The organism is Trichocoleus sp. FACHB-46 (genome assembly GCF_014695385.1).
Classification (GTDB): domain Bacteria; phylum Cyanobacteriota; class Cyanobacteriia; order FACHB-46; family FACHB-46; genus Trichocoleus.
Genome location: NZ_JACJOD010000067.1, coordinates 22,790 through 42,976, shown reverse-complemented (window position 1 = coordinate 42,976; position 20,187 = coordinate 22,790). Strand labels below are relative to the sequence as shown.

Genomic DNA, 20,187 nt, shown 5'->3' with positions numbered 1-20,187 from the left:
TAAACCTGAGTAGTTACTTAGTTTTTTTCAATTGCTGCATTGCCCTAGTGCGCCCAGAAACATTTCCTCGGCTTTGATAGAGGGCGACCGCTCGCTCAAATCGTTTTTTGGCTTCTCGTTTCATGCCTCGCTTGAGCAGTTCAATTCCCTGCTGATAGTATACGTCTGGATTTTCAGAGGGTCTGGAGGAAGCACTGGTACCAAAAATTAAGGGATATATCTGTTGGAAAGTGGCGAAATCTTCCTCTGCTCCGGCAAGCCCCAAGTACTTGCGCGTCTTACCACGATCACGGTAAACAAATGGATTCCAGTCTGGATTTAGCCGAATCGCTTGGTCGTAGTCAGCAATAGCTCCTGAATAGTCCTGCAGCTCGCTGCGAATCAACCCGCGTCGATAGTAAGCCCAGTCATCCCCTGGATTGAGTTGAATCACCTGGCTAAAATCATCTTTAGCAGCGGGCAGGTCTCTAAGGCGATAGTGAGATAGCCCCTGGTAGCTGTAAGCATCGACAAAGCTGGGGTCGAGTTGAATTGCCTGCGTGAAGTCGGCGATCGCCGATCGCAGCCGTTCTGGATTCGAGGTTGGCAGCTTGGGATCTAAAGAGGCAATGCCGCGGTAATAGTAGGCGGTAGCATGCCTGGGCTGTAACCGAATTGCCTGCGTGAAATCCTCGATTGCGCCTGGAGTGCCTCCTAACTCATAGCGCACGATACCACGAGCAATGTAGGCATCAGCAAAATTTGGATCACGCTGAAGCGCCTGATTGTAATCATTTAAGGCAGGCAGAGTTTGCCGTAGATAAAAGCGAGCAACTCCTCGCTGGTAGAAGGCAGCGGCACGGGTTGGATTCAGGCGCAATGCCTGAGTGTAGGCAGCGATCGCTGCCTCATAGTTGCCCTGCTCTGCCTGACTCAATCCTTGCTGCAGAGCGTTCTCAGCGTTGATGGAAGTGGAAGCCGTCTGAGGTATAAATTGAGCAATAGTAGCGGGAGGGCAACCTCCCAGGATGCAAATCAAAGTCGCTGATAAGCAGATGACGTGACGCGGAAGCATTGAGGTGGGGGGCAATACTAGCTACCCTTACATTATCTTAGGCAGAGCAAAATCTCAGTACCTTGATGGGTAATCTTTAATCATTCACGGAGGATTGATTAAACCCTGGATTGCAGAGATAGCGATCGCGATCGTTCAAACTCCGATTGCTAGCCAGGTAGTCGTTGAGCCAATCACAGCTCCGCCTCCGCAGATCGTCTAGATCCAGATTCCAAACTTTTACCTGATTATCCAGTCCGACCGAGAGCATCGCTTGACCATCGGAGCGAACGCCAACATCCAAAACGCTATCATGGTGCCCCTTGAGAGTATATAATCGCTTACCGCTTAAACTCCAGAGTTGAATTGCTCCACTACCGTTAGCAGAAACAATTACTTGCCCATCAGAACTAAATCTGGCTGCGGAAACGCTCTCTTCATCCTGGATGGTTGCAATCAATTCACCCGTAGATTTCCATAGTCGGATGGTTTTATCGTCACTGGCTGTAGCGATTGTCTTGCCATCGGGACTGAAGCTGGCTGTCATCACTGCTTGCATGTGCCCTTTCAGGGTTGTCAGCAATTTGCCCTCCCGACTCCACAGTTTCACGGTTTTATCTCCGCTGGCAGTTGCGATCGTCTCCCCATCTGGGCTAAAGCGCACGCTGTTGATGCCATCCTCATGCCCCTGCAGCGTGCTTCGCAATTTGCCCTCCCGACTCCACAGCTTCACGGTTTTATCTCCGCTGGCGGTTGCAATTAGAGGTCCGCGCAACTCTGAAGGAATCGTCTGCCCATCGGAGCTGAAGTGAATGCTTCTGATTTCATCGCCATGTCCTTGTAGACTACCCAACAATTGGCCTTGCAAACTCCACAGCTTGACAGTGTGATGCGAACCAGTCCCCCCTTCGGAGTCATCGCCACTTGCCGTAGCCAAAATTTGACCATCGGGGCTGAAGCTCAGTGACTGGATACTTTCTTTAGCGGCAGGAAACGATCGCAGCAACGTCCCATCCTGCCTCCAAAGGCTGACGGTCCCACTTCTGTCCGCTGTAGCCAAAATTTGACCATCAGGACTGTAGCTAGCGCTAGTTCCCTGAAGCTGAATTGGTGCCCCGGCATCTAAGCGCCACAGCTTCACTGTTTCATCGAAGCTGGAGGATGCTAGGGTTTTACCATCGGGGCTAAAACTCACCTCCGAAACACGATTACCGTGCCCTTCCAACCGCTCCAGCAAGTGACCATTCAAATCCCAAAGATTCACTGTTGTGTCGTCACTGGCGCTGGCGATCGTCTTGCCATCGGGACTGAAGCGCACGTAGAGAATGCCACCGTAATGACCTTTAATGGTTCTGAACAATTGCCCGTCGCGGTTCCAGAGTAAGATTTGACCTAGTTCTTTGCTAGCGGAGGCAATCAGCTTACCGTCAGGACTAAAGCTAACAGAAGAAACATCGCCTTGATGCCCCTGAAACGTTTTCAATAACTGACCCATTTGGCTCCATAGCTTCACGGTGCGATCAGCACTAGCAGACGCGATCGTTTGCCCATCGGGGCTAAAGCTCACTCCCAAAACCTCTTTACTGTGCCCCTTCAGGATTTGCAGCCGTTGACCTGTGAGGGTCCAGAGGGTAATCGTGCCGTCCTGGTTGGCTGTTGCCAGCATTTTTCCATCGGGGCTGAAGGTGACTTCCGAAATTGGGGACGAGTTCAGTATAGAGCGAATCGGTGTGCCGTCGGGTCGCCACAGCTGTAGGATGCGATCATCGCCTGCTGACGCGATCACTTGCCCATCGGGACTAAACCGAACGCTTGAAACTGCTGCGCTGTGCCCGTTTAGCGTACGAACTGGCGTGCCGTTGCGCTGCCAGAGCCGCACGGTGTGATCCCAACTGGCGGTGGCGATCGTTTGCCCATCGGGGCTAAAGCTGACGCTAGTCACCCAATTTTGATGCCCTTCTAGCCGATTGGCTTCGTGAATTCCGTAGACTAACTGCTGCAGCACGAGCGCGAAGGGTAGCCAGGCATCTGATGCCTGCCGGGATCGCTTTAGCTGTTGCCCTGCCTCAACTCCCTTCATCAAGGCAGATAGTTCATCGTGGTAAGTAAACAGATTTTCTGCCGTCGTCTGCAGGCTTTGAAACTCTGCGTTTTCTGCTCGCTTGCGCTGTATACTGACCTGCCACAGCAGCACTCCAGCCGCAATCATCATGAGCGCAGCAACAGCCGACAGCGCCGTGAGCACAATCCAGCCCTGCCGAATCCGACGATCGGCTTCCTGGTTCGCTTCAATCAAGATGCGAGTTGATTCTTCCTCCCGTCTGAGGGCAGCCTCTGCGGCTCGTTTCGACTCTTCCTCCAGCCGCAGCGATTCTTCTGTACGCTGCAGGGCAGCTTCCTTCAATTGCTTTGCTGCTTCGACCTGACTCAGAGCCTCTTCGGTTAATTGCCGCTTCTGCCGCTCTTGCTGCAGCTCTGCAATCAGTTCAGCTTCTTTTTCTTGGCGAATGAAGAGTACAAGATAGTCATGAATCAGTTGATAGCGATCGGCAGGAGTTTCGCGCAGCACCGAGACTAATCCAGATAGAACGAAGATTTCCAGAACTAGATCTAGCCGCTCTGGTTGGGCTTCTAAATCTGCCGCGATTTCTGCTTGCGTTTTACAGGGGCGAGTATTATTTTCATCGGTAAGCAGATACAGCACCAGCCGCGCCGTGCGTCCGTTCGGCGGTCCGCAGTCGGCTACCACTTCTGCCAGATAGCGCTGCACCAATTCTGCTTTTGAGCCAAACTGGCGATAGTCCGCTAAGGTGCGAATCTTTTCGGTTTGTAGTTGGTCGCCCACAACCTGGAGCTCGATCGGACGCACTTCGCCTAAATCTCCGGCTAACTCCTGCACTAATTCCTCCACCAACGCCGGTTCTAGATAGAGCTGCGATCGTGCTGTCAGGCTTTGAATTAAGGCGGTGGCTTGCTCTGGCGAGAAATTGCCCAGGTGGTAGAGGATATCTTTATCGAGAATGTTGTTGTTGATTACCTCTAGCTTGGTGTAGCGGCTGCACTCCAACAGCAGGTGCAAATAGTCTTCCCGCAGCGACAGCATAACTTTGACAAACGGAATGTTGAGGCAGTCGCGCAAGAATTCAAAGAACTGCTGCCGCTTCGTGCGATCGCGGCAGATAAAAAAGAATTCTTCAAATTGGTCAAACACCAACATCGTCAACAGATTGCGCTCATTGTTACGCCGCAGTTGCTCCAAAATTGCCTTAGTTGTGCTGGGCGGAGGAAAAATCTTGATTGCCGCGCTCGTCGCTGTGACAGCCGCTGACAAACACTGACCTAACGTTTTAATCCAATCCGTGTAGGCTCGCAGGACTACTGGGGTAACGCAGCGGGCGGTGATGGTTAGCTGCTCTAAGGAGGGTACTAACCCTGCATTCACCAGCGAACTCTTGCCAACCCCCGACTGTCCATAGAGCACAATTAGCTTATGTTGCGTGCTGCTAATTCGGGCGATTAACTGATTCACTTCCGTTTCGCGCCCAGAAGCTGTAATTTCTTGCGCGATCGCAGCAGATGCCTGGATAACCCCTTTCGCTGGTTCAATCGGAACGAGAGAGGGATTAATCACCTGCCGTTTGGGGCGCAGTCGCCCAGCTCCAATGAAAGCCCGCAGCCCATACTGCTGCTCGATCGATCGCTGCTCTTGTTTGGCTTCAAAAGCGTTGAAGTACTCTCCTTGGGCGTAGTATAGCGATCGCAGCGTTTCCAAAATTCGGCTGTAGAGAATGGGGTCGTGTTCTGGTCGCCCCTCCCGCCGCGCCGTCTCTAGCCGCTTAATTGCCGTCTTAGGATTGCCTAACTGCTGCTGAGCCTTTGCCAGCAAGAGCAAATACCAACTACGGTGGTACTGTTTAGCCCGCCCCAAGTGCGTGTCTTCGTCAGATGCTGCTTTAATTACAGCCACCCAGGATGCATTTCTTAGGCTCTCTAACGCCATTTCCGCGTGCTGCTGGGCCAACTGCCACTGCGATCGAGCCAAAGCAACTTCAGACAACAAGCCGTGATCGTAAGCCCGTCGAACCAGATCGGGATAAGCCGCTTCATGCAGAGCCAGGGCTTCCTCCGCCACCTGCTCTAGCTCATCCCACTGCTCTAGTTTCTGCAAAACTTCTCCCAGCGACGTGATGAACTTGGCCACCAGATCTGGACGATTTGCCTGCCGAAAGACAGTCAAACACTGCTGAAAATAGTGCTTCGCCCGTTGGCATGCCCGCACATACCGAGCGTGACGTCTGATGGAATACGTGCGCCACCATATCCCTAAACTGAATAGCAAACAGCCCTGTCGCTCCAGATTTTGTGTCTGCTGCCAGAATGCCAAACTGCGACGATAAAGTCGCCAAGTTTCTGCCATTGGGCGATCGACATCTTGCCCTAAGACAAATTCCAGACTGGCATTGAGTTCTGAATCGAGATCAATATTACGGCGGTGCAGTTCATGAATGGCCGACTCCAGCTCCGACCGCCCTGGAGAGCCAACCTCCAGATGCAGCGTTGCTGTATCGACAAACTTACCGGCTCCCAGCGCCAGCACCGTGTCGAAAACCTCGTTCGCCGTTTGCCAGAGAAACTGCAGCAGATCATCGGGGTCGACCGTAAACTCAACCACCGTGGCCCAACTCTCAAAATCCGGCGCTAGCCGCACCAGTTTTTTGAGAATCGTGTCATTTACCCAAAGAATCAGCGGAAAGGGAAAGTTTTTGCGAAACTCTTCTCGCACCTGATTGGTTGAAGTGATGACGGTGTTAATGTCGTGCACTTCCTCCAGACCAAACACCATCACTGCTGCCGGAGATTCCTCCCCAAGCTCGTGTTGAATCACGGTGTAGAGCGTTCGGTCTGCTTCTGATAGCATAATCTCCCGCAGGTTGACGGAGCATTGCTGCCGAAGCCGCTCTGCCATTTGTTGTCGCAGGGTAGCGTAGTTGCAGCGCACCAAAATCAGAGAGAACTGGGCTTCTGACAGAACAACCGCCCGTGTCAGCGTTCGCAGAGCCCGATGGTTTTGGGCAGCGACACTTTCTACTGGCAGCGCATCCGTCATAACTGAAATTCCTTGGCGTCAGCCAAGATGGGGTTAATGTCAAACCAAGAGCCATTGTGATCGCGGTACTCAAACACAAACATGCTGCGAATCAACGTTTGATAGCGCTCCTCCCCTCGAACACTCTTATGCTGACCAACATGGCGCAGCAACTCCCACTCATCGTTGTCGATTGTGTTTACCAGTTCGTCTCGACGTTGCCGAATCACAGCTTCTAAGCAGTTGCGGGACAGGGGCGGGTCGTCCCGCTGCAAACAGCGGTAGAGCAGCATCAGCAGGTTGCGGACGTGCCCACCACTGACTTTGCACAAACGCTCTAGTGTATCAGAGCTATCAAATACGTGAGGGATTAATTGTAACTGTTGTGCGGGAGTTGCGTCAGGAAAGGCGCGAGTTAACACCATCTGTCTTAGCAATGCTAGCCCCTCAGCGCAGTCTGCCCCTTCTCGTAATTCGATTGGCACCATCGGCAGCACTTTTGGATCGACCCCAAATCTATTGGTCAATGGGCCTAGGCTATTGGAAAACAGCAATACCAGCGGGATAGTGTAAACGACATGGCACTTCAGTTGGTTTAGCTGCTCTCCTCGATCGACAAACAAATACTCTGGCTGGGTACGACCGCTAGGTTTCAGGGTGTTATCAACGCGATCAAGGTTGTCTACAATGACGACCAGTCCCTGCTTACCCTGTTTCTGAAGCTTTTCTCTGGCAGGGTCTAACAGCTCTTGATTGATAGCACCCAAGATTCCGTTGGTTCGGGGCTCCAGATGCTGCCTCAACTGGTTCCGCAATTTAGGACTGGCTTTGGTTTGAGCCGTGATTTTGCCAATCACAAACGAAAGCTCTGCCTGAGCCGATAGGTCGATCGGCATCTGTAGAAGGTCGGCAATCTCGGCAAACAGATTGTTGAAATAACTGGGTTTGACGTTGATTTGAATCGCTTCCAGACTCTCGCTCACCTGACGGGCAATCGCTAGCAGAATATCTGTTACATCCACGTCAGCTGTATCTAAATCCTGACTAGACTCGAAGTAAACGACATGAAATCCTTGCTGCTCAAGTTCCGCTTTTAACCGCAGGAGCTCAGTAGATTTGCCGCAGCCGATGTGTCCTGTAAACAGTTGGCAGGAGGTCGGTTCGTCGCCCGCCAGAATGGTGATGGTGCGCTGTAGCTCTCGAATTATGTTGCTGCCCCGAACCGGAGAAAAGTCAATGTAGTAGCGGCGATCGTCGGCATTCCCCATCACCAGCGTCTTGCTGGGGTTACACGCTTTGTAAAATCTTGCTAAATCAAAGGTCACAGCTCTGCCACAATAAATGCTTGTCGGAATAATACCGCAAGCGTATACCACTGAAGATTAGAGAAATTTAGAGAAATATGAGCGATCGCAGTGGAAATAAATGGTGGATGAGATAATTGCTGGTGATTGTCACTGGTCATTGGCCATTGGTAGTGCTATTCATTGTCAGATCTTTTTTACTTTACAAATAGGAAAAGCTTCAAAGAGCTAACGTACCCACGAGATGCGCAACGAGATTCATATGATTAAGACAAGGCTAGGTCTGAGGTTGTTCAGCCAATCCAGCACGCTTGAGGAAATGCCAAACAGGCTCACTCGCCAGTGGCTGACCGCATGAGCGGCTGCATTTCTATCCCAACGTTCTATCCAAGTTAACCGACGGTGCGCTCGTTGAGCCCGGGTGAGGAAGGGGGATTTTGATGATGTCATTGTCAGATGGGCGTTGGTAGATTCAACACCTCGCGCAAGCTAACTTCTCGGAGTTTGCCCATGTTTTTTGTGGCGGTAATAGGGGGGGGCTATCCTTTGCCATTCCTCATCCCTGAGGTCACTGTCACATAGCAATTCTAAATGATTCATAAATAAAAGTAGGGATGATATGGTTCCCTATAACGACTGCACCTGACCTCGTTAACCTATCTATGGAAGAACTCACTAAGTTTATCCAAAGCAACCCTGACCCTCGGGAATTCAAAAGGGCCTTGGCCGTGCAAATGGTGTTGCAGGAGTACACTTATGACGCGATTCGCGATGTCTTGCAGGTCTCAGGCGGCTTCATCACTAGATGGAAGCAAGCCTTTGAGAAGCGAGGAGCTACAGGGTTGGCTCTTTAGCATAGAGGTTCAGCTGCTTATCTCAATGCTCAGCAACGACAAGCAGTGCTTGATTGGCTCAAGGCAAAAAACTATTGGAATCTGAGCGAACTGCAACAGCACCTTGAGGAGCGCTATGGCATTGTATTTGCCTCCAACCAGAGCTATTACGACTTGTTCGCCGCTGCGGGCATTAGCTGGAAGAAGCCCCAGAAACGTAATCCTCAAGCAGACCACGAAGTGGTAGAAAAAACACGAAATCATGGCTTGGTTGGAGCGGCATCGGCAGGAGATTGTCACGGGTCAGCTCGTGGTCTTTTTCCAGGATGAATGTCATCTACTGTGGGGCGACCTCTGCGGCTACGTCTGGGGCAAAATCAACCAACGCATTGAAGTACCAATGACGAACGAACGTCAGAAGCAGAACTACTATGGAACCCTCAATGTCTTGAGCCGGGAGTTTCTCATCAAAGCGTTTGAGCGAGGAAATTCCGAGTCCACTATTGCCTTCTCGCAAGCTTTGCTGGCCGAGTACCCGCACTCGCGTATCGCCTTGATTTGGGATAGGGCCAGCTATCACCGTTCTCAAGCCATCCAAGACTATTTAGCTGCTGTCAATCAAGGGTTGAAAGAGTGTGAGTGGACTATCACTTGTCTACGGTTCGCTCCTCATGCCTCCCGGCAGAATCCAGTGGAGGATCTTTGGCTGCAGGCAAAGCAATGGATTCGAAAGTGTTATCACCCGTGTCGCTCATTCTCCACAGTGAGATGGTTATTTGAATTCATCACCCATCGTCAAACTTTAGTTTCCCCAAGGTTTTTATGTATGGCACTTTTTCATGAATCGTTTAGGATTGCTATAGCCCTCTTCCATCACTCTTGCCAGAGAATAGCTAAAAGCCCCAAATTCGTTGAGCACTGCTTGGATGAATTGGTGGAAACAATGCTTCAACAGCACTGCTATTTATTGTTTTTCGAGAGTGACAGAAAAGGGATAGTAGCGTTGGCTCATGGTTTCCTTCCCAAGAGCTTGAATTCCTTAGCAATCGCTCATTTTATTGTCTGAACTCGCTCTGTTTTACATCTATTTAAAAACACTGTATTATCGCTACAGATACGATCGCGACACTCAGTGTGGAACGATCGGTTGTGGAATACCGCACTTAGGAATTGTGTCGAGTTCAATGCGGAAGGTACCTTCAAAATTCCGACCTGCTACCTGAAACTGCCATCCGTCTCTTGTTTTTGCCATTGGAGTGCCGTTAGCAGAAAAGTTTTCATCATTATAGAGCAGGAGTTGAAAAGAGTTAGAATCTGTAACAGCCCGCACAAAGTAATGGGCAAGAAGGATGATGTTATCCGAGAAACCAATCCCAAATAGATCGCGTTCGCTTACATAAAACTGAAGACGCAGCACTAGATCAGGTTTATGGTGATTGCGCAGCAAGAAACCTTCCCAAATCAAACGATTGTTGCTTGCCCAGTCAAAAATAGCTGGTGAGTCACTAAAGTCTTTACTGCTGAAAGGTCCGTAACAATTTTCTGCTTCTCGGCTTTGATGAAATAGCTCAAAGTCGACTCCCCGTGGCTTTATAGAAACTCCCATAAAATATTCACTCTTCCCGAGAAAGTCTGCACCTTTATTGCTTGTGATATTAGCTTCGATTAAGCGCAGCCGGGCACGAATATCACCAAAAAGGAATCGGCTAGAAATTTCATACGCTTCACGAGAATTAATAATTGAGTCATGTCCACCGTGGGACTTGTGAATAAATGTTCGAGGTGCTCCTGGAATTTGGGCATACTTCTGCTTGACTAGACCATCACTGCGGTTATAGCTCAATCCCCCATCATTCGCAGCAGCAAATAATCGATTCAAAATGCGGGAGCTGGTGTAGTTATAGGTATGGTGGTTTGTGCCCACAATATTTAATAGGCGGTCGAGCGGAAAATGATCCTTGAGTTTATTGAATCCAACCTCATTGATTGGATCAGCTTGTTTCTCAGGATTGAATTGTTCGATCTCATCATCCGCTTGCAGAAAAGGAATCCAGGATAGTTCCTGCAACAGTTGAAAACTAATTCCCTGATGCGGGGTTCCTAGCGTCACAATCTTATTAATCGATTCTTCAGCAGTTGCTTGCCCCACTCTTGTTTCGTTGTCCCGAAAAGCGCACTGAATGGCTTGACGAGCAATTAGGCCTCCCATTGAATGGGCAATGATATTTACTTTGTTAACGTGTGATTCAATGCCTTTCGCTTTCAGTTTGATGTCAACCAAGGTACGGATGAAGTCGATCAACCGAGTTAAAGCAATGCCATATTGGTTAAATGCTCGATCACCTAAATCATAGTATCGAAACACCCACAATGTTTGACGCGGATCGTCATCAGAGTTGATCAAGTTGAGAGCCATTGCTGGATCAATGACAACTTTACTCTTAGAAAAAAAACCCGCTTGATCTAAGCTCCTCAATTCCTGCGGCAAATTTTCTCGCATATGGGCAATTTCTTTATTGGAGTAGTTCACTACATTAGTAGCATCCTGATATCTCCAGTTAGATTTCATCAATCGCAGAATAAGACCTTCATAGATATAATTCTCACCCTGCTTCAGAGGATAAACTGTCCCCTCATTGAAGCCCTGATACGCATTTTTCTGCTCCTCTACAACATCTGAACCACCAAAGCCACGAATCAAGATCAGAGGTAGAGCCTCTCGCGTTTGAACTGAGTTAGAGGTGTTTAACATACCTTGTTATCCAGGATTTTAGGATTGAATCTGCCACGGCGTTTGCAGAGCTCTAATCAAGGCTTTAGCAACTGCTTTGGCGGACTGAGGATTTTGACCTGTAATGAGTCGATCGCTCACTTCGACATGAGGAATGAAGGGAATTATCCCTCTTTTATAGGTAGCACCTTGCTTCTTAAGCTCGTCTTCCAAAAGATAGGGAACAGCTTTGGTCAAGCGAATCAACTTTTCTTCCAGGTTGGCAAATCCTGTAACTGTTTTCCCATATAGCAAAGAGCGTCCATTGGCAAGCTTAATGTTAAGCAGTCCAGCAGAACCATGACATACGGCTGAGATAAAGCCACCTTTTTCATAGATTTGGGCTGCTATCTGTGCCAGTCTTTCATTACTAGGGAAATCCCACATTGCCCCATGTCCACCTGCATAGTAGATGGACATGTAATCTTCTGCGTTAACGGCTTCAATCGGAATTGTGTTATTCAGTTGAGATTGAAGGTGTTTGTCTTCCCAAAATTGACGATTATCTTTATCTCGTAAATCGTAACTTCTTTGATCAAGCGGTGGTTGGCTTCCTTTAGGGCTAGTAAAGTCAACCTCATAACCTGCTTCTCTTAGAATATAGTAGAAATGTGTCACCTCTCCCAGCCAGTAGCCTGTTTCCTTACCATCTTTTAAGGTGTTATGGCTGGTGATAACAATCAGAACCTTTTTATCTTTCATTGGTTTGAAATTAGTTAACTTAACTACATAAAACTAAATCACATAGTTTTTTTGCTTAGGTAAGTGTTATTTGTTTGAAATTGATATATACACTAAGCCAATAGCAATTTTTTATGAACAAGAAATAGTATAAAATGCTGACACAAATAGGCTTTTGAACTGTAGCAATTATTTAAGGTATTTGACATGTCAAGAATTATTCTTCACCAATGGGAGATATCTCCATTTTGTCTCAAGGTACGCAAAATTCTGCAATATAAACAGTTGGTTTATGTCACCAAGAATTATAACGGTTTGTTAGCTTTAAGAGTCTCCAAGTTGTCTAAATCAGCAAAGTTACCTATGTTAAAATACGAAGGAGATTGGATTCAAGACAGTTCAGATATTGCTGAATTTCTTGAACGTCGCCATCCCCAACCCGCACTGTTTCCATCTGATCCACAACAGCAGGCTCAAGCTTTGCTGTGGGAAGATTGGGCCGATGAATCATTGTATTGGTATGAGGTCTATTTTCGCTTTATGGATCAACGAGCATTACAGTTATCCATTCCCATGTTGTGTGCAGACCGTCCTCGATTTGAAGCATGGATTATTGGTAGTTTAGCTCCGATCATTTATCGGCAACAACTTCGGGCGCAGGGGATAGGTCGATTAACCCGCGATCGCGTTGAAACAAAATTCTTTCAGCACTTAGATCGAATTGAAGTAGTATTAAGCCAGCAACCCTGGTTGGCTAGTCACGAATTAACAATCGCAGACATTGCGGTTGCTGCTCAACTTGAAGAAATCCTACGAACAAGCGCACTCAAAAATCGAATTTTGGCTTATCCAAAATTGGCAGATTGGCTGACTCGAATTAACTATAGCAATCCGGTTTGATTACTGAACATAACTTGTGTAGAAAGGGAGCAGGGAACAGCAAAGAAGGCAGTTAGAAGTGTACTGATTTTTTAAAGACCCAATATGAGTCCTATATTAAAAATGAACTGACAAGTAGGTGGACAGATGTTAAGTTAATTGCTCAACGGTTTCAGTATTTTTGAGTGCCAGCCAAAGTAAAATCCCGTTGAATATGGCGTATACACAGTCGACAATACCAAATATTAGGAATGAGCGTGTTTGCCCCTCGATAAAAACTAGCCACAACCAATAACTTCCGATTGTCATACGCACTAACACCGCAAACGTGGCGTTCCAACTGTACCGTATTGGATCGCGACCTCCAGCAACATACAAAATGGAGATCAAAAACAGCAGTAAGCCAGCTTGTCGCATCCAAATTACTGATCCCCCACCGCCTGGCAAGTTGAAGAAATCGAGATACCATTGCGGTGTAAAAATAAACGGTAGTGCCATCCCGAAAATATTAATCAACACACCAATGAAAGTAACGATGTTAAACCATTTGACGAATTTGTTCATGAGAAAAGCCTCTGGTTAAAACAAACCATAAAATACAGATGTAAAGCAACTCTTAAACCTGTTCCCTGCTATACACTTCCTTAAGTCGGATTGGGAAGTTGAGAAGCTTGTGAGTTTTCAAACTGAATTGATTGCCAGTGCTGCATAGCTTCCTTAGTCCAATTTGGATGGGATTTTAATAGATCGGGTACATCCTCAAGTTGGCTTAAAGCCTGCTGAGATTGGGGGATGATTATATATCGATAAAATCTTTTTTCCAGCCAAGATAATTCATAAACATCTTGCAATTTATTGAGAAGATAGTTTGAATTAAATCTGGGGTCATTTGCACTACTACGCAAGAAATTAACGTAACCTTGTAAATCAAAATTTGGAGCCGAACCTGTCAGTATCATTTTAGTTTTTCCATCGCTCAAAGAGGAGAATGTAGCATTATGGCAAGCTGCACAGTTAAGGCTGACTTTGGGAAACCCAGTTGTCTGTTTGGTAAGTCCAACAGGTACTTCCTCACCAGCTTCCCAATCCATTTTTAGGGAAACATAGCCTCCTGGCCTTGGCAACTTCTCAGGAAAAAGTCTTGGAAGTATGAGCCAGATCCAATAGGGTACAGTATCTACTTGTTCTACCCCAATCATCCCATAGTTAAATTGCTGTTCAACAGAGGCATAAGCAAGAGGAACTTTCCGAGACAGATGAACCCAACTCAAGTACCAAACTGATCCCACAAAAAGAGCAAGAATTAACCCACCAATTGTGACCAGCCTACCTATTTTTTCTTTTGTACTAGTCATATATTTTTCTTTCCTTTTATGTGTATTCCCACACAATAAAGATAAGGAATTATTCGCACTAGAGCTTTTTTAAGTACTCAATTAAAGCATTCTTGTCTTCAACAGAGAGTTCCGTTCCATATAAATGTCCTGTATTAGTGTTACCAGGAAGCAGCGTGTCAAACTTAAAGTATTTTTTATCACCTTCCTGAACAACATTAGACACAAAGCCAACGTTCTTCTGATCAAACAAGTCATTGCCACGATAGAACGCCTTAGGTCGATGCTCTGGCGTTTCCAACATATCTCGCAGTGTTGGAACAGAACCGTTATGCAGGTAAGGCGCTCTCAACCAGATGCCATCAAGTGGCATGTTGGCATAACCGTTAGTTTTGCTAAAATGCTTAAATCTTTCTGGATATCCTGCAAATAGGGTGTTTTGGTTGGCGAGGAGTTCGTTGGTGTAGGAATCAAGGCGGTGAGAGTCAGTGCCAATTTCTTCAATGGGAATAACTTTCCCAACGCGATCGCCCCTAAAAGTATGGCAGCTGGCACAAGTATTTTCAAAGATCGGCTGACCTTTCGCTGCTAAATCGGCATTGATTTCGTAAGGATAAGTTGGAGGCGGTAATTCCCACAGCCAATCAGCCACCCGTTTTAGCCCGGCACGATCTACTGTTGTTGGGGTAATTCCAGCACCAAGACCGGCACTGAGATTGCGCTCGTCTACAGAGGTATTGTCTCCATCCCAGTGCAACTGGAGTCCCTCGCGGGGCTTTTGATTCCAAACGGAGGGAAAGTCAGCTGTCCCAATCAGTTCTTTCTCTGGTAGCTTACCCATCGGGAAATTGAACTGAAGCGTTTTATAGGGATTGAAGGTATCTACTCTTCCTGGCCCCCATTCGGGCTGGCGATTCAAGAATGACAAGCGATCGCTCTGAATGCTCAAGGCATCCCGCGTCATCGGAATGGCAATGTAACGATAAATTAATTTTTGAATTGGGTTGAGATATCCACCGATCGCTTCAATCTGAGGTAACATCTCATCTGGTACAAATCGAGAATCTTGGGCAACCTTGCTCAAAAACTTGATATAACCCTGTAAATTGACTACGTTTGCCGGCATAGCTGAGATTACCTGGTGGGGGCTGTCAGGATTTTCTCGCAAGGTTCCGGTATGGCAAACGGCACAGTTCAACCCAACGCGATTAACAAATACACGACGTTGTGAGAAGCCAACGGGAAAATCCTTTCCCCCTTCATAGATAAAACCTAGCGATGCATAACCGCCTTTACCGTATTCGGGTAAGTACTCTGGAAACATCTGCGGCAGAACTTTCCAGATCCAATAGGGAATACCCCGTGCTGGTTCACTACCAATAGAACCATACTTAAAATGGTCGTTAATATCAGAGTATTTGACGGGATTGTTGCTAATTAGCGGCACCAGCACAGCGATCGCAACGGCGAACAAAATGCTAACAATCAAAACCCAAAACTTTTTGAAGCCTTTGGCAGGTAGCGTTGGCGTGTCTTGCGTGCTCATCCATTTCTCCTCTCATTGCTTAGTGAAACGGTGCTGGTTGGAATACCGACAGCACGTCTTGCACCATTGCTTCGCGATCACCACCGTAACGACGCTCGTCATAGCAACCCAAGGGATTTTCCAAGGTATTTAATAAGCACTTATTGCAATAGGTGCAGGGTTTGGCGGGAACATCATTTCCTTCTTCAAATTGCTTCACCAAATCGTTATTTGCGACTAAGGGACGCGCAATACTGACCGCATCACACAAGCCTTCCTGGATAGCTCGATTGATGTACGAAGCCTGTTGAAATCCGCCAGTGCAAATTACCGGAATGCTGACGTTCTTTTTAATTTCTGCAGCATGGCTGAGACTAATGCCCTGATATTTGTGCAATAGCTCCTGCATATCCTGAGTGGATACAAATTCCCGGAAAGATGGGTCTAGATCAGCTTCTTTGATCGGCTCTTCGGTGATCGGATGTTGTCGCTGTTTGGGTTTTAGCCGATTCCATAAAAACGAGAAAATAGGATGCAGTAGTCGATAGCGGAACAGCAAGTAATTACGAAAGGTATAGATCCCACTGGACAACATGAGATCGTACCAGCGACGGGCATCCTCCAAAGGAAAATCACCGACTGGATTCAACGGGTGGGGAAAGATACTCCCAGTGGAGACATGAATTGCATCGGCTCCTGCTGCTTCAACCCATTGACAGACCTGGATTGACTCTTCCAGCGTATTTCCAGGTTTCTCCCAAGGAATGACTGCATTATTGTATTCCACGGCGCTGATTTTAGCTTGCAGATGAAAATCATTGCCTACTTCTTGCCGAATGGCTTGAATCACCTCTAGGAGAAAGCGAGCACGATTCTCTAAACAGCCACCATACTCGTCTTGGCGGTCATTAATTCCCGAACTGAGAAATTGGGTAAATAGATAACCGTTAGCGCTGTGCAGCTCCACGCCGTCTAATCCAGCTTCACGGGCACGGCGAGCACCAGCAACAAACGCTGCAATGGTGTCTTTGATTTCTGACTTGGTCATTGATTGACAGAGCAACCCATGAAAAGATTCTGTCTGATTGGTTGAACTGAGGGCTTTTTTATCCAAATTCTCGATTCCGGAAATATCCTGTTGTCGCCCTGAATGGCTGAGTTGCATAATCAGCTTGCAGTCATATTCGTGAACCTTCTTACCCACTTCTCGCCAAAAGGGGATGCGTTCATCGTTGTCGATGGTGGCATAGTTAGGAATAATTCGACCGCGAATCGTTACGGGTACAAAGGATGTGATAATCGCACCAACACCGCCACGGGCAAATTTCTCTTCCCAATTAATCCGGGCCTGGTTTCCAGAACCATCATAATTGTCAAATCGGCCCGAGATATTCGATCGGAAAATACGATTTTTAACGGTTAGATTGTGAAATTGAAGGGGTTGAAGCAGAGCTTGAGTCATTGCTATTTACCAAAACGCTGATGTCTAAAAAAGAGACGACTGTCACCATAGGATGAGGCGACAAATTCAGACGTCGTTTTAATGAGCCCAATCAACTGAGCGTTTGAGCGATTTTCGGATTGTTGAGTTTCAGTGGTTCCAGTTTGGGACGAATCAGTTCCATAGACCGAAAAGAGTGGCGTTCCAGAGGGGATTGTTGCCAGATCATTACGAAAATCATGCCCAGGACTTTCTGGAAATCCCACTGTTTGGCTTGGAACGAGAAATAGCTGAGTTGGATAGCGGGCACTGGCAACACGATGCCCTTGCTGGTCAATCTCACCCAATCCCTGTAACGATAATTTAGTTGGATGTTTACTAACTCTCATAAAGATGAGATTAATCAACCTAGGACCAATTTGATTAACGACTGGAACAATATTGGAGAACTCATTGGCAAAAAAATTGTAGTTATTTCCCTGCCCTGTTAAGGAAACGAGAGCCGAAAAATCTTCAGAAGGATTTCCATCAACTAACCATTTAATGGCAAGACCCGGAGCAAAACCGCGATCGCTCGGATTACCTGTTACAGACAATCGCAGCAGTCCATAATCGGCTCCTTGAAACAATCCAGTGAAGAGGGGAGGATTTGTAGGCACAAACTGAATCTTAGCCACGCTGGCATGCGCGTGAATCGCTTTTTTCCAGTTGGGCGGTGCTTCATCCGATTCATAGTCCATTTTGGCCCTTAAAGCGGTCAAAAACAGACCTACCACATCAATGTTCTTCAGGGCAGGAAGGTGCTGATAGCGGGATTTCAGAATCCGGTCATGCCACAGAAATTCCTGCTTTTGCTTTGCAGTCCAGCCTAGATAGTCAGGCGGTAGAACATCCATCTGCTGAATCCTGACTTGAGAGTCATCGGTTTGTTCTGAGCTTTTCATAAGCGCACCGGATTATAGATTAAATAACTTATAAAATCGGAGCTATTTAATTCCCATCCCTACGGCAGAAGTGGTTCCAGGGAGCGAAAGCGTTGTTCAAACCCGTATGTGCTAGAGACAGTTCAGGGAAGTGACGACGCAAAACCGTCAACATGGTGTTGTTATCAATCCAATCCAAGCCCAGTTGGGTATACACCTCCGCCCGATAATCCTTGGTGAAGAAGCGATCGCTCTTTAAACGCCGTGACGCCATCAAGATGAAGACTCGGAAGGCTGTATCGCTAAAGCCAAATCCCTCTGGTAAATCCTCTGCAAACATCCCCACCATTAGATCAACGCTGTCGATATCGTTGTTATAGACTTCACGCATCTCCTTCGCCCATTGTGGGTTGCTGGTAATCTCCTCAAAGGAGTGCACCCGGCCCCGACCGATCAACTCTCGGAAACGGTTGTAGCGAGGAACGCCCCGTTCGCGATCGCGCAGAATATCAACTGCTGCGAGATCAAACACTTCTCCGTTATCTCGAACAAGCTGCTGCAAGAAGCGCGGGTAATTGTGCAATGTAATTGCACCCGGATGAGCAATTCCTAAGGAGTAGAATAAATCTGTCATTGGAACAGCTTCAACAATCGAACGAGTTCGTTTGCCAGATGCTTCAAAGAAATCTTTCTTCATCAGCAGTTTTCCAGTTTTAAGTTCATAGAACTCAAACTCATCTGGAATTAGCGGGTGTAATCGATAAACAGATACAAACTCTTCAGTCAAATAGTAGGGAGCTGTATGGTGATCGATTGACGACCCAATAATCCCGCTTAATATTTCACCATCTCCAATTCGACCAAATAGTCGTTTCACATGTTGTCCAAGCATCCCATACCAGTTGGCATTCATGCCAATTTCAAGGGCAGGATGTGCAAGGATACCTGGCGTCCATTCAACCGTATGAATCTTTGCCATCAAGGCAGCATTGATCAACCTTGCATGGTCGTAGAGCTGATGATCACTCCAATCAGGATACTGCCTTCTCAGTTCATCGCAGAGAGTATTGTGCTCCCGAACAAAGAGAGTATGCAGTAGGCTCAGCCCAACCCACCAGTTGTCATTGGAGCCTGTTCGGTCAACTCCTTTTTCTGGATCTAGGGGAAGCAATCCGTCGTCATTAATGGTTAGCTTACCATCCACATGGGAGCGCAGTTTATCCGCAGAATCTAAGTCATAGCCATAAATTTGTGAGCCATCCCACCAATGAGTCGAGTCACTTATAAAAGTTGGCGGGCCAGATGTATCTCCTTCAGGACGAGAGGAGTCTAGATCGGTTTGAGCGACAGTCATAGGACGGTGTTCTTGGGGCCAAGGATCACTGCCTTCTAGGGGAATCTCCAACCTCTTGTTAGGGTGGTGTTTGTGTACAAACCAATCATGGTTTTGAAACTGGATCCATGCAGCCGCTAGAATATTCAGTGTCGTTGCAGGTATAAACTCATCCCGCGTCATCAATACCCGGCTAACGGTACGCGGGTTTGGATTCATCAAATTCTTTTTATCAGGGTAGGCATCCTCCAGCGGTACGTTGCGCCCAAAACGGGTACCAATCATTCCCATCTCTGGGTTCTCAAGGTCGTTAAAGCTGCCATCAAATGTACGGGTAGTGAGATGCCGTCCTTCAGGGTCTGGGACGGGTTTGGGCAATTGCTCTTTGCCTGGCAATTGCGATGTATCGTGTAAATTCTTTTGTCGTAGGGTCTCGCGAAACTTATTCAATCTAAGAAGTGACAAGGGAAGGATCAGTCGATGCCAAGGGGTTTTAGGCATTATTGAAACTCCAAGTATTTTGATTATGAATAGATACAAACAGCAAGAAATTATTTTCCAGTACTACTAATCAAGTAGACTTCAATAGCCTTGCTGGAAAATAACGTGAAAATCGCTGAAACCATTGTGCTGCTCAAATAGTGGCAATCCCCAAAACTGCTAAAATGCCTATTAGAGCTAAGTTTTAAGCAATCTTATGGCTTATTCTTCAACAGCTCTAATGACAATCGAGAGGATACTTCAGGAGGGCACTTTGTATAAATGTATTCAGTTACGGCTACTTACTTAGTTAGCAAGTGCTGTGTGCTGCTCAAGAACTAAGTTATTTCGAGCGAATGGATAAACGTTGGTACATATTCTCCTTTCTCAAGAAACTAGCTGATCTTTACATACCGGAGATATAAGTGTCATCTTTTCATACTTATTCTTTACCTTTTGTCACCCCTAAAAATACGTAGAGACGAAAGAACTCCAAATCTTGCGGTTTTCCTGAACTAAGTGTGTGACACAACTGACAAATTACCCGCGCCCCATGAATCGTTCA

Annotated in this window: 17 protein-coding genes; 4 read left to right on the top strand and 13 right to left on the bottom strand. The window is 47.1% G+C overall.

Annotation, left to right across the window (positions count from 1 at the left end; genetic code table 11):
- Positions 1-13: 13 nt before the first annotated feature.
- From H6F72_RS26620 to H6F72_RS26600, 5 genes are all read right to left on the bottom strand, one after another.
- Entirely contained in the window at positions 14-1,054 is a 1,041-nt protein-coding gene (locus H6F72_RS26620) for a tetratricopeptide repeat protein (protein ID WP_206755468.1), read from the bottom strand.
- A gap of 76 nt (positions 1,055-1,130) precedes the next feature.
- Positions 1,131-6,140, bottom strand: coding sequence for a hypothetical protein (locus H6F72_RS26615; protein WP_190442586.1), 5,010 nt, complete (start codon positions 6,138-6,140; stop codon positions 1,131-1,133).
- Positions 6,137-7,444 (bottom strand): P-loop NTPase fold protein, encoded by a 1,308-nt coding sequence (locus H6F72_RS26610; protein WP_190442584.1) that lies wholly within the window; start codon positions 7,442-7,444, stop codon positions 6,137-6,139. Before H6F72_RS26610 ends, H6F72_RS26615 begins: the two co-directional genes overlap by 4 nt.
- Positions 7,441-7,584, bottom strand: coding sequence for a hypothetical protein (locus tag H6F72_RS26605; RefSeq protein ID WP_190442582.1), 144 nt, complete (start codon positions 7,582-7,584; stop codon positions 7,441-7,443). Before H6F72_RS26605 ends, H6F72_RS26610 begins: the two co-directional genes overlap by 4 nt.
- Before the next feature lie 97 nt (positions 7,585-7,681).
- Positions 7,682-7,873, bottom strand: coding sequence for a hypothetical protein (locus H6F72_RS26600; protein ID WP_190442580.1), 192 nt, complete (start codon positions 7,871-7,873; stop codon positions 7,682-7,684).
- Positions 7,874-8,085: 212 nt separating this feature from the next.
- On the opposite strand from H6F72_RS26600, the gene H6F72_RS29850 reads away from it, so the two are divergent.
- The 3 genes from H6F72_RS29850 to H6F72_RS29840 are packed head-to-tail and all read left to right on the top strand — an operon-like array spanning position 8,086 to position 9,322.
- Positions 8,086-8,277, top strand: coding sequence for a helix-turn-helix domain-containing protein (locus H6F72_RS29850; RefSeq protein ID WP_199299332.1), 192 nt, complete (start codon positions 8,086-8,088; stop codon positions 8,275-8,277).
- Positions 8,278-8,322: 45 nt separating this feature from the next.
- Entirely contained in the window at positions 8,323-8,586 is a 264-nt protein-coding gene (locus H6F72_RS29845; RefSeq protein ID WP_199299331.1) for a winged helix-turn-helix domain-containing protein, read from the top strand.
- Entirely contained in the window at positions 8,519-9,322 is an 804-nt protein-coding gene (locus H6F72_RS29840) for an IS630 family transposase (protein WP_199299330.1), read from the top strand. Before H6F72_RS29845 ends, H6F72_RS29840 begins: the two co-directional genes overlap by 68 nt.
- A 63-nt stretch (positions 9,323-9,385) precedes the next feature.
- Here the strand turns inward: H6F72_RS29840 and H6F72_RS26590 are convergent, their stop codons facing one another.
- Complete coding sequence (locus tag H6F72_RS26590; protein WP_190442579.1) at positions 9,386-11,008, bottom strand: hypothetical protein; 1,623 nt, start codon at positions 11,006-11,008, stop codon at positions 9,386-9,388.
- Between the two features lie 18 nt (positions 11,009-11,026).
- Entirely contained in the window at positions 11,027-11,728 is a 702-nt protein-coding gene (locus H6F72_RS26585) for a type 1 glutamine amidotransferase domain-containing protein (RefSeq protein WP_190442577.1), read from the bottom strand.
- Between the two features lie 186 nt (positions 11,729-11,914).
- Here H6F72_RS26585 and H6F72_RS26580 point away from each other — a divergent pair, with 186 nt between their 5' ends.
- The gene (locus H6F72_RS26580) at positions 11,915-12,607 is read left to right on the top strand and encodes a glutathione S-transferase family protein (protein ID WP_190442574.1); all 693 of its coding nucleotides are present in this window, start codon (positions 11,915-11,917) and stop codon (positions 12,605-12,607) included.
- A 129-nt stretch (positions 12,608-12,736) separates the two neighbouring features.
- On the opposite strand, the gene H6F72_RS26575 is transcribed toward H6F72_RS26580, so the two are convergent.
- From H6F72_RS26575 to H6F72_RS26550, 6 genes are all read right to left on the bottom strand, one after another.
- A complete protein-coding gene (locus tag H6F72_RS26575; protein WP_190442572.1) occupies positions 12,737-13,150 on the bottom strand; it encodes a hypothetical protein in 414 nt (137 codons plus the stop codon).
- Between the two features lie 80 nt (positions 13,151-13,230).
- Entirely contained in the window at positions 13,231-13,941 is a 711-nt protein-coding gene (locus H6F72_RS26570) for a hypothetical protein (RefSeq protein ID WP_190442571.1), read from the bottom strand.
- A gap of 58 nt (positions 13,942-13,999) precedes the next feature.
- A complete protein-coding gene (locus H6F72_RS26565; RefSeq protein ID WP_190442569.1) occupies positions 14,000-15,466 on the bottom strand; it encodes a c-type cytochrome in 1,467 nt (488 codons plus the stop codon).
- A gap of 19 nt (positions 15,467-15,485) precedes the next feature.
- Positions 15,486-16,907 (bottom strand): NADH:flavin oxidoreductase, encoded by a 1,422-nt coding sequence (locus tag H6F72_RS26560; protein WP_190442568.1) that lies wholly within the window; start codon positions 16,905-16,907, stop codon positions 15,486-15,488.
- Between the two features lie 2 nt (positions 16,908-16,909).
- On the bottom strand, positions 16,910-17,830 hold the full coding sequence (locus tag H6F72_RS26555; RefSeq protein WP_190442567.1) for a hypothetical protein: 921 nt from the start codon (positions 17,828-17,830) through the stop codon (positions 16,910-16,912).
- 46 nt (positions 17,831-17,876) lie between these two features.
- Positions 17,877-19,643 (bottom strand): peroxidase family protein, encoded by a 1,767-nt coding sequence (locus H6F72_RS26550; protein ID WP_190442566.1) that lies wholly within the window; start codon positions 19,641-19,643, stop codon positions 17,877-17,879.
- Positions 19,644-20,187 lie beyond the last annotated feature (544 nt).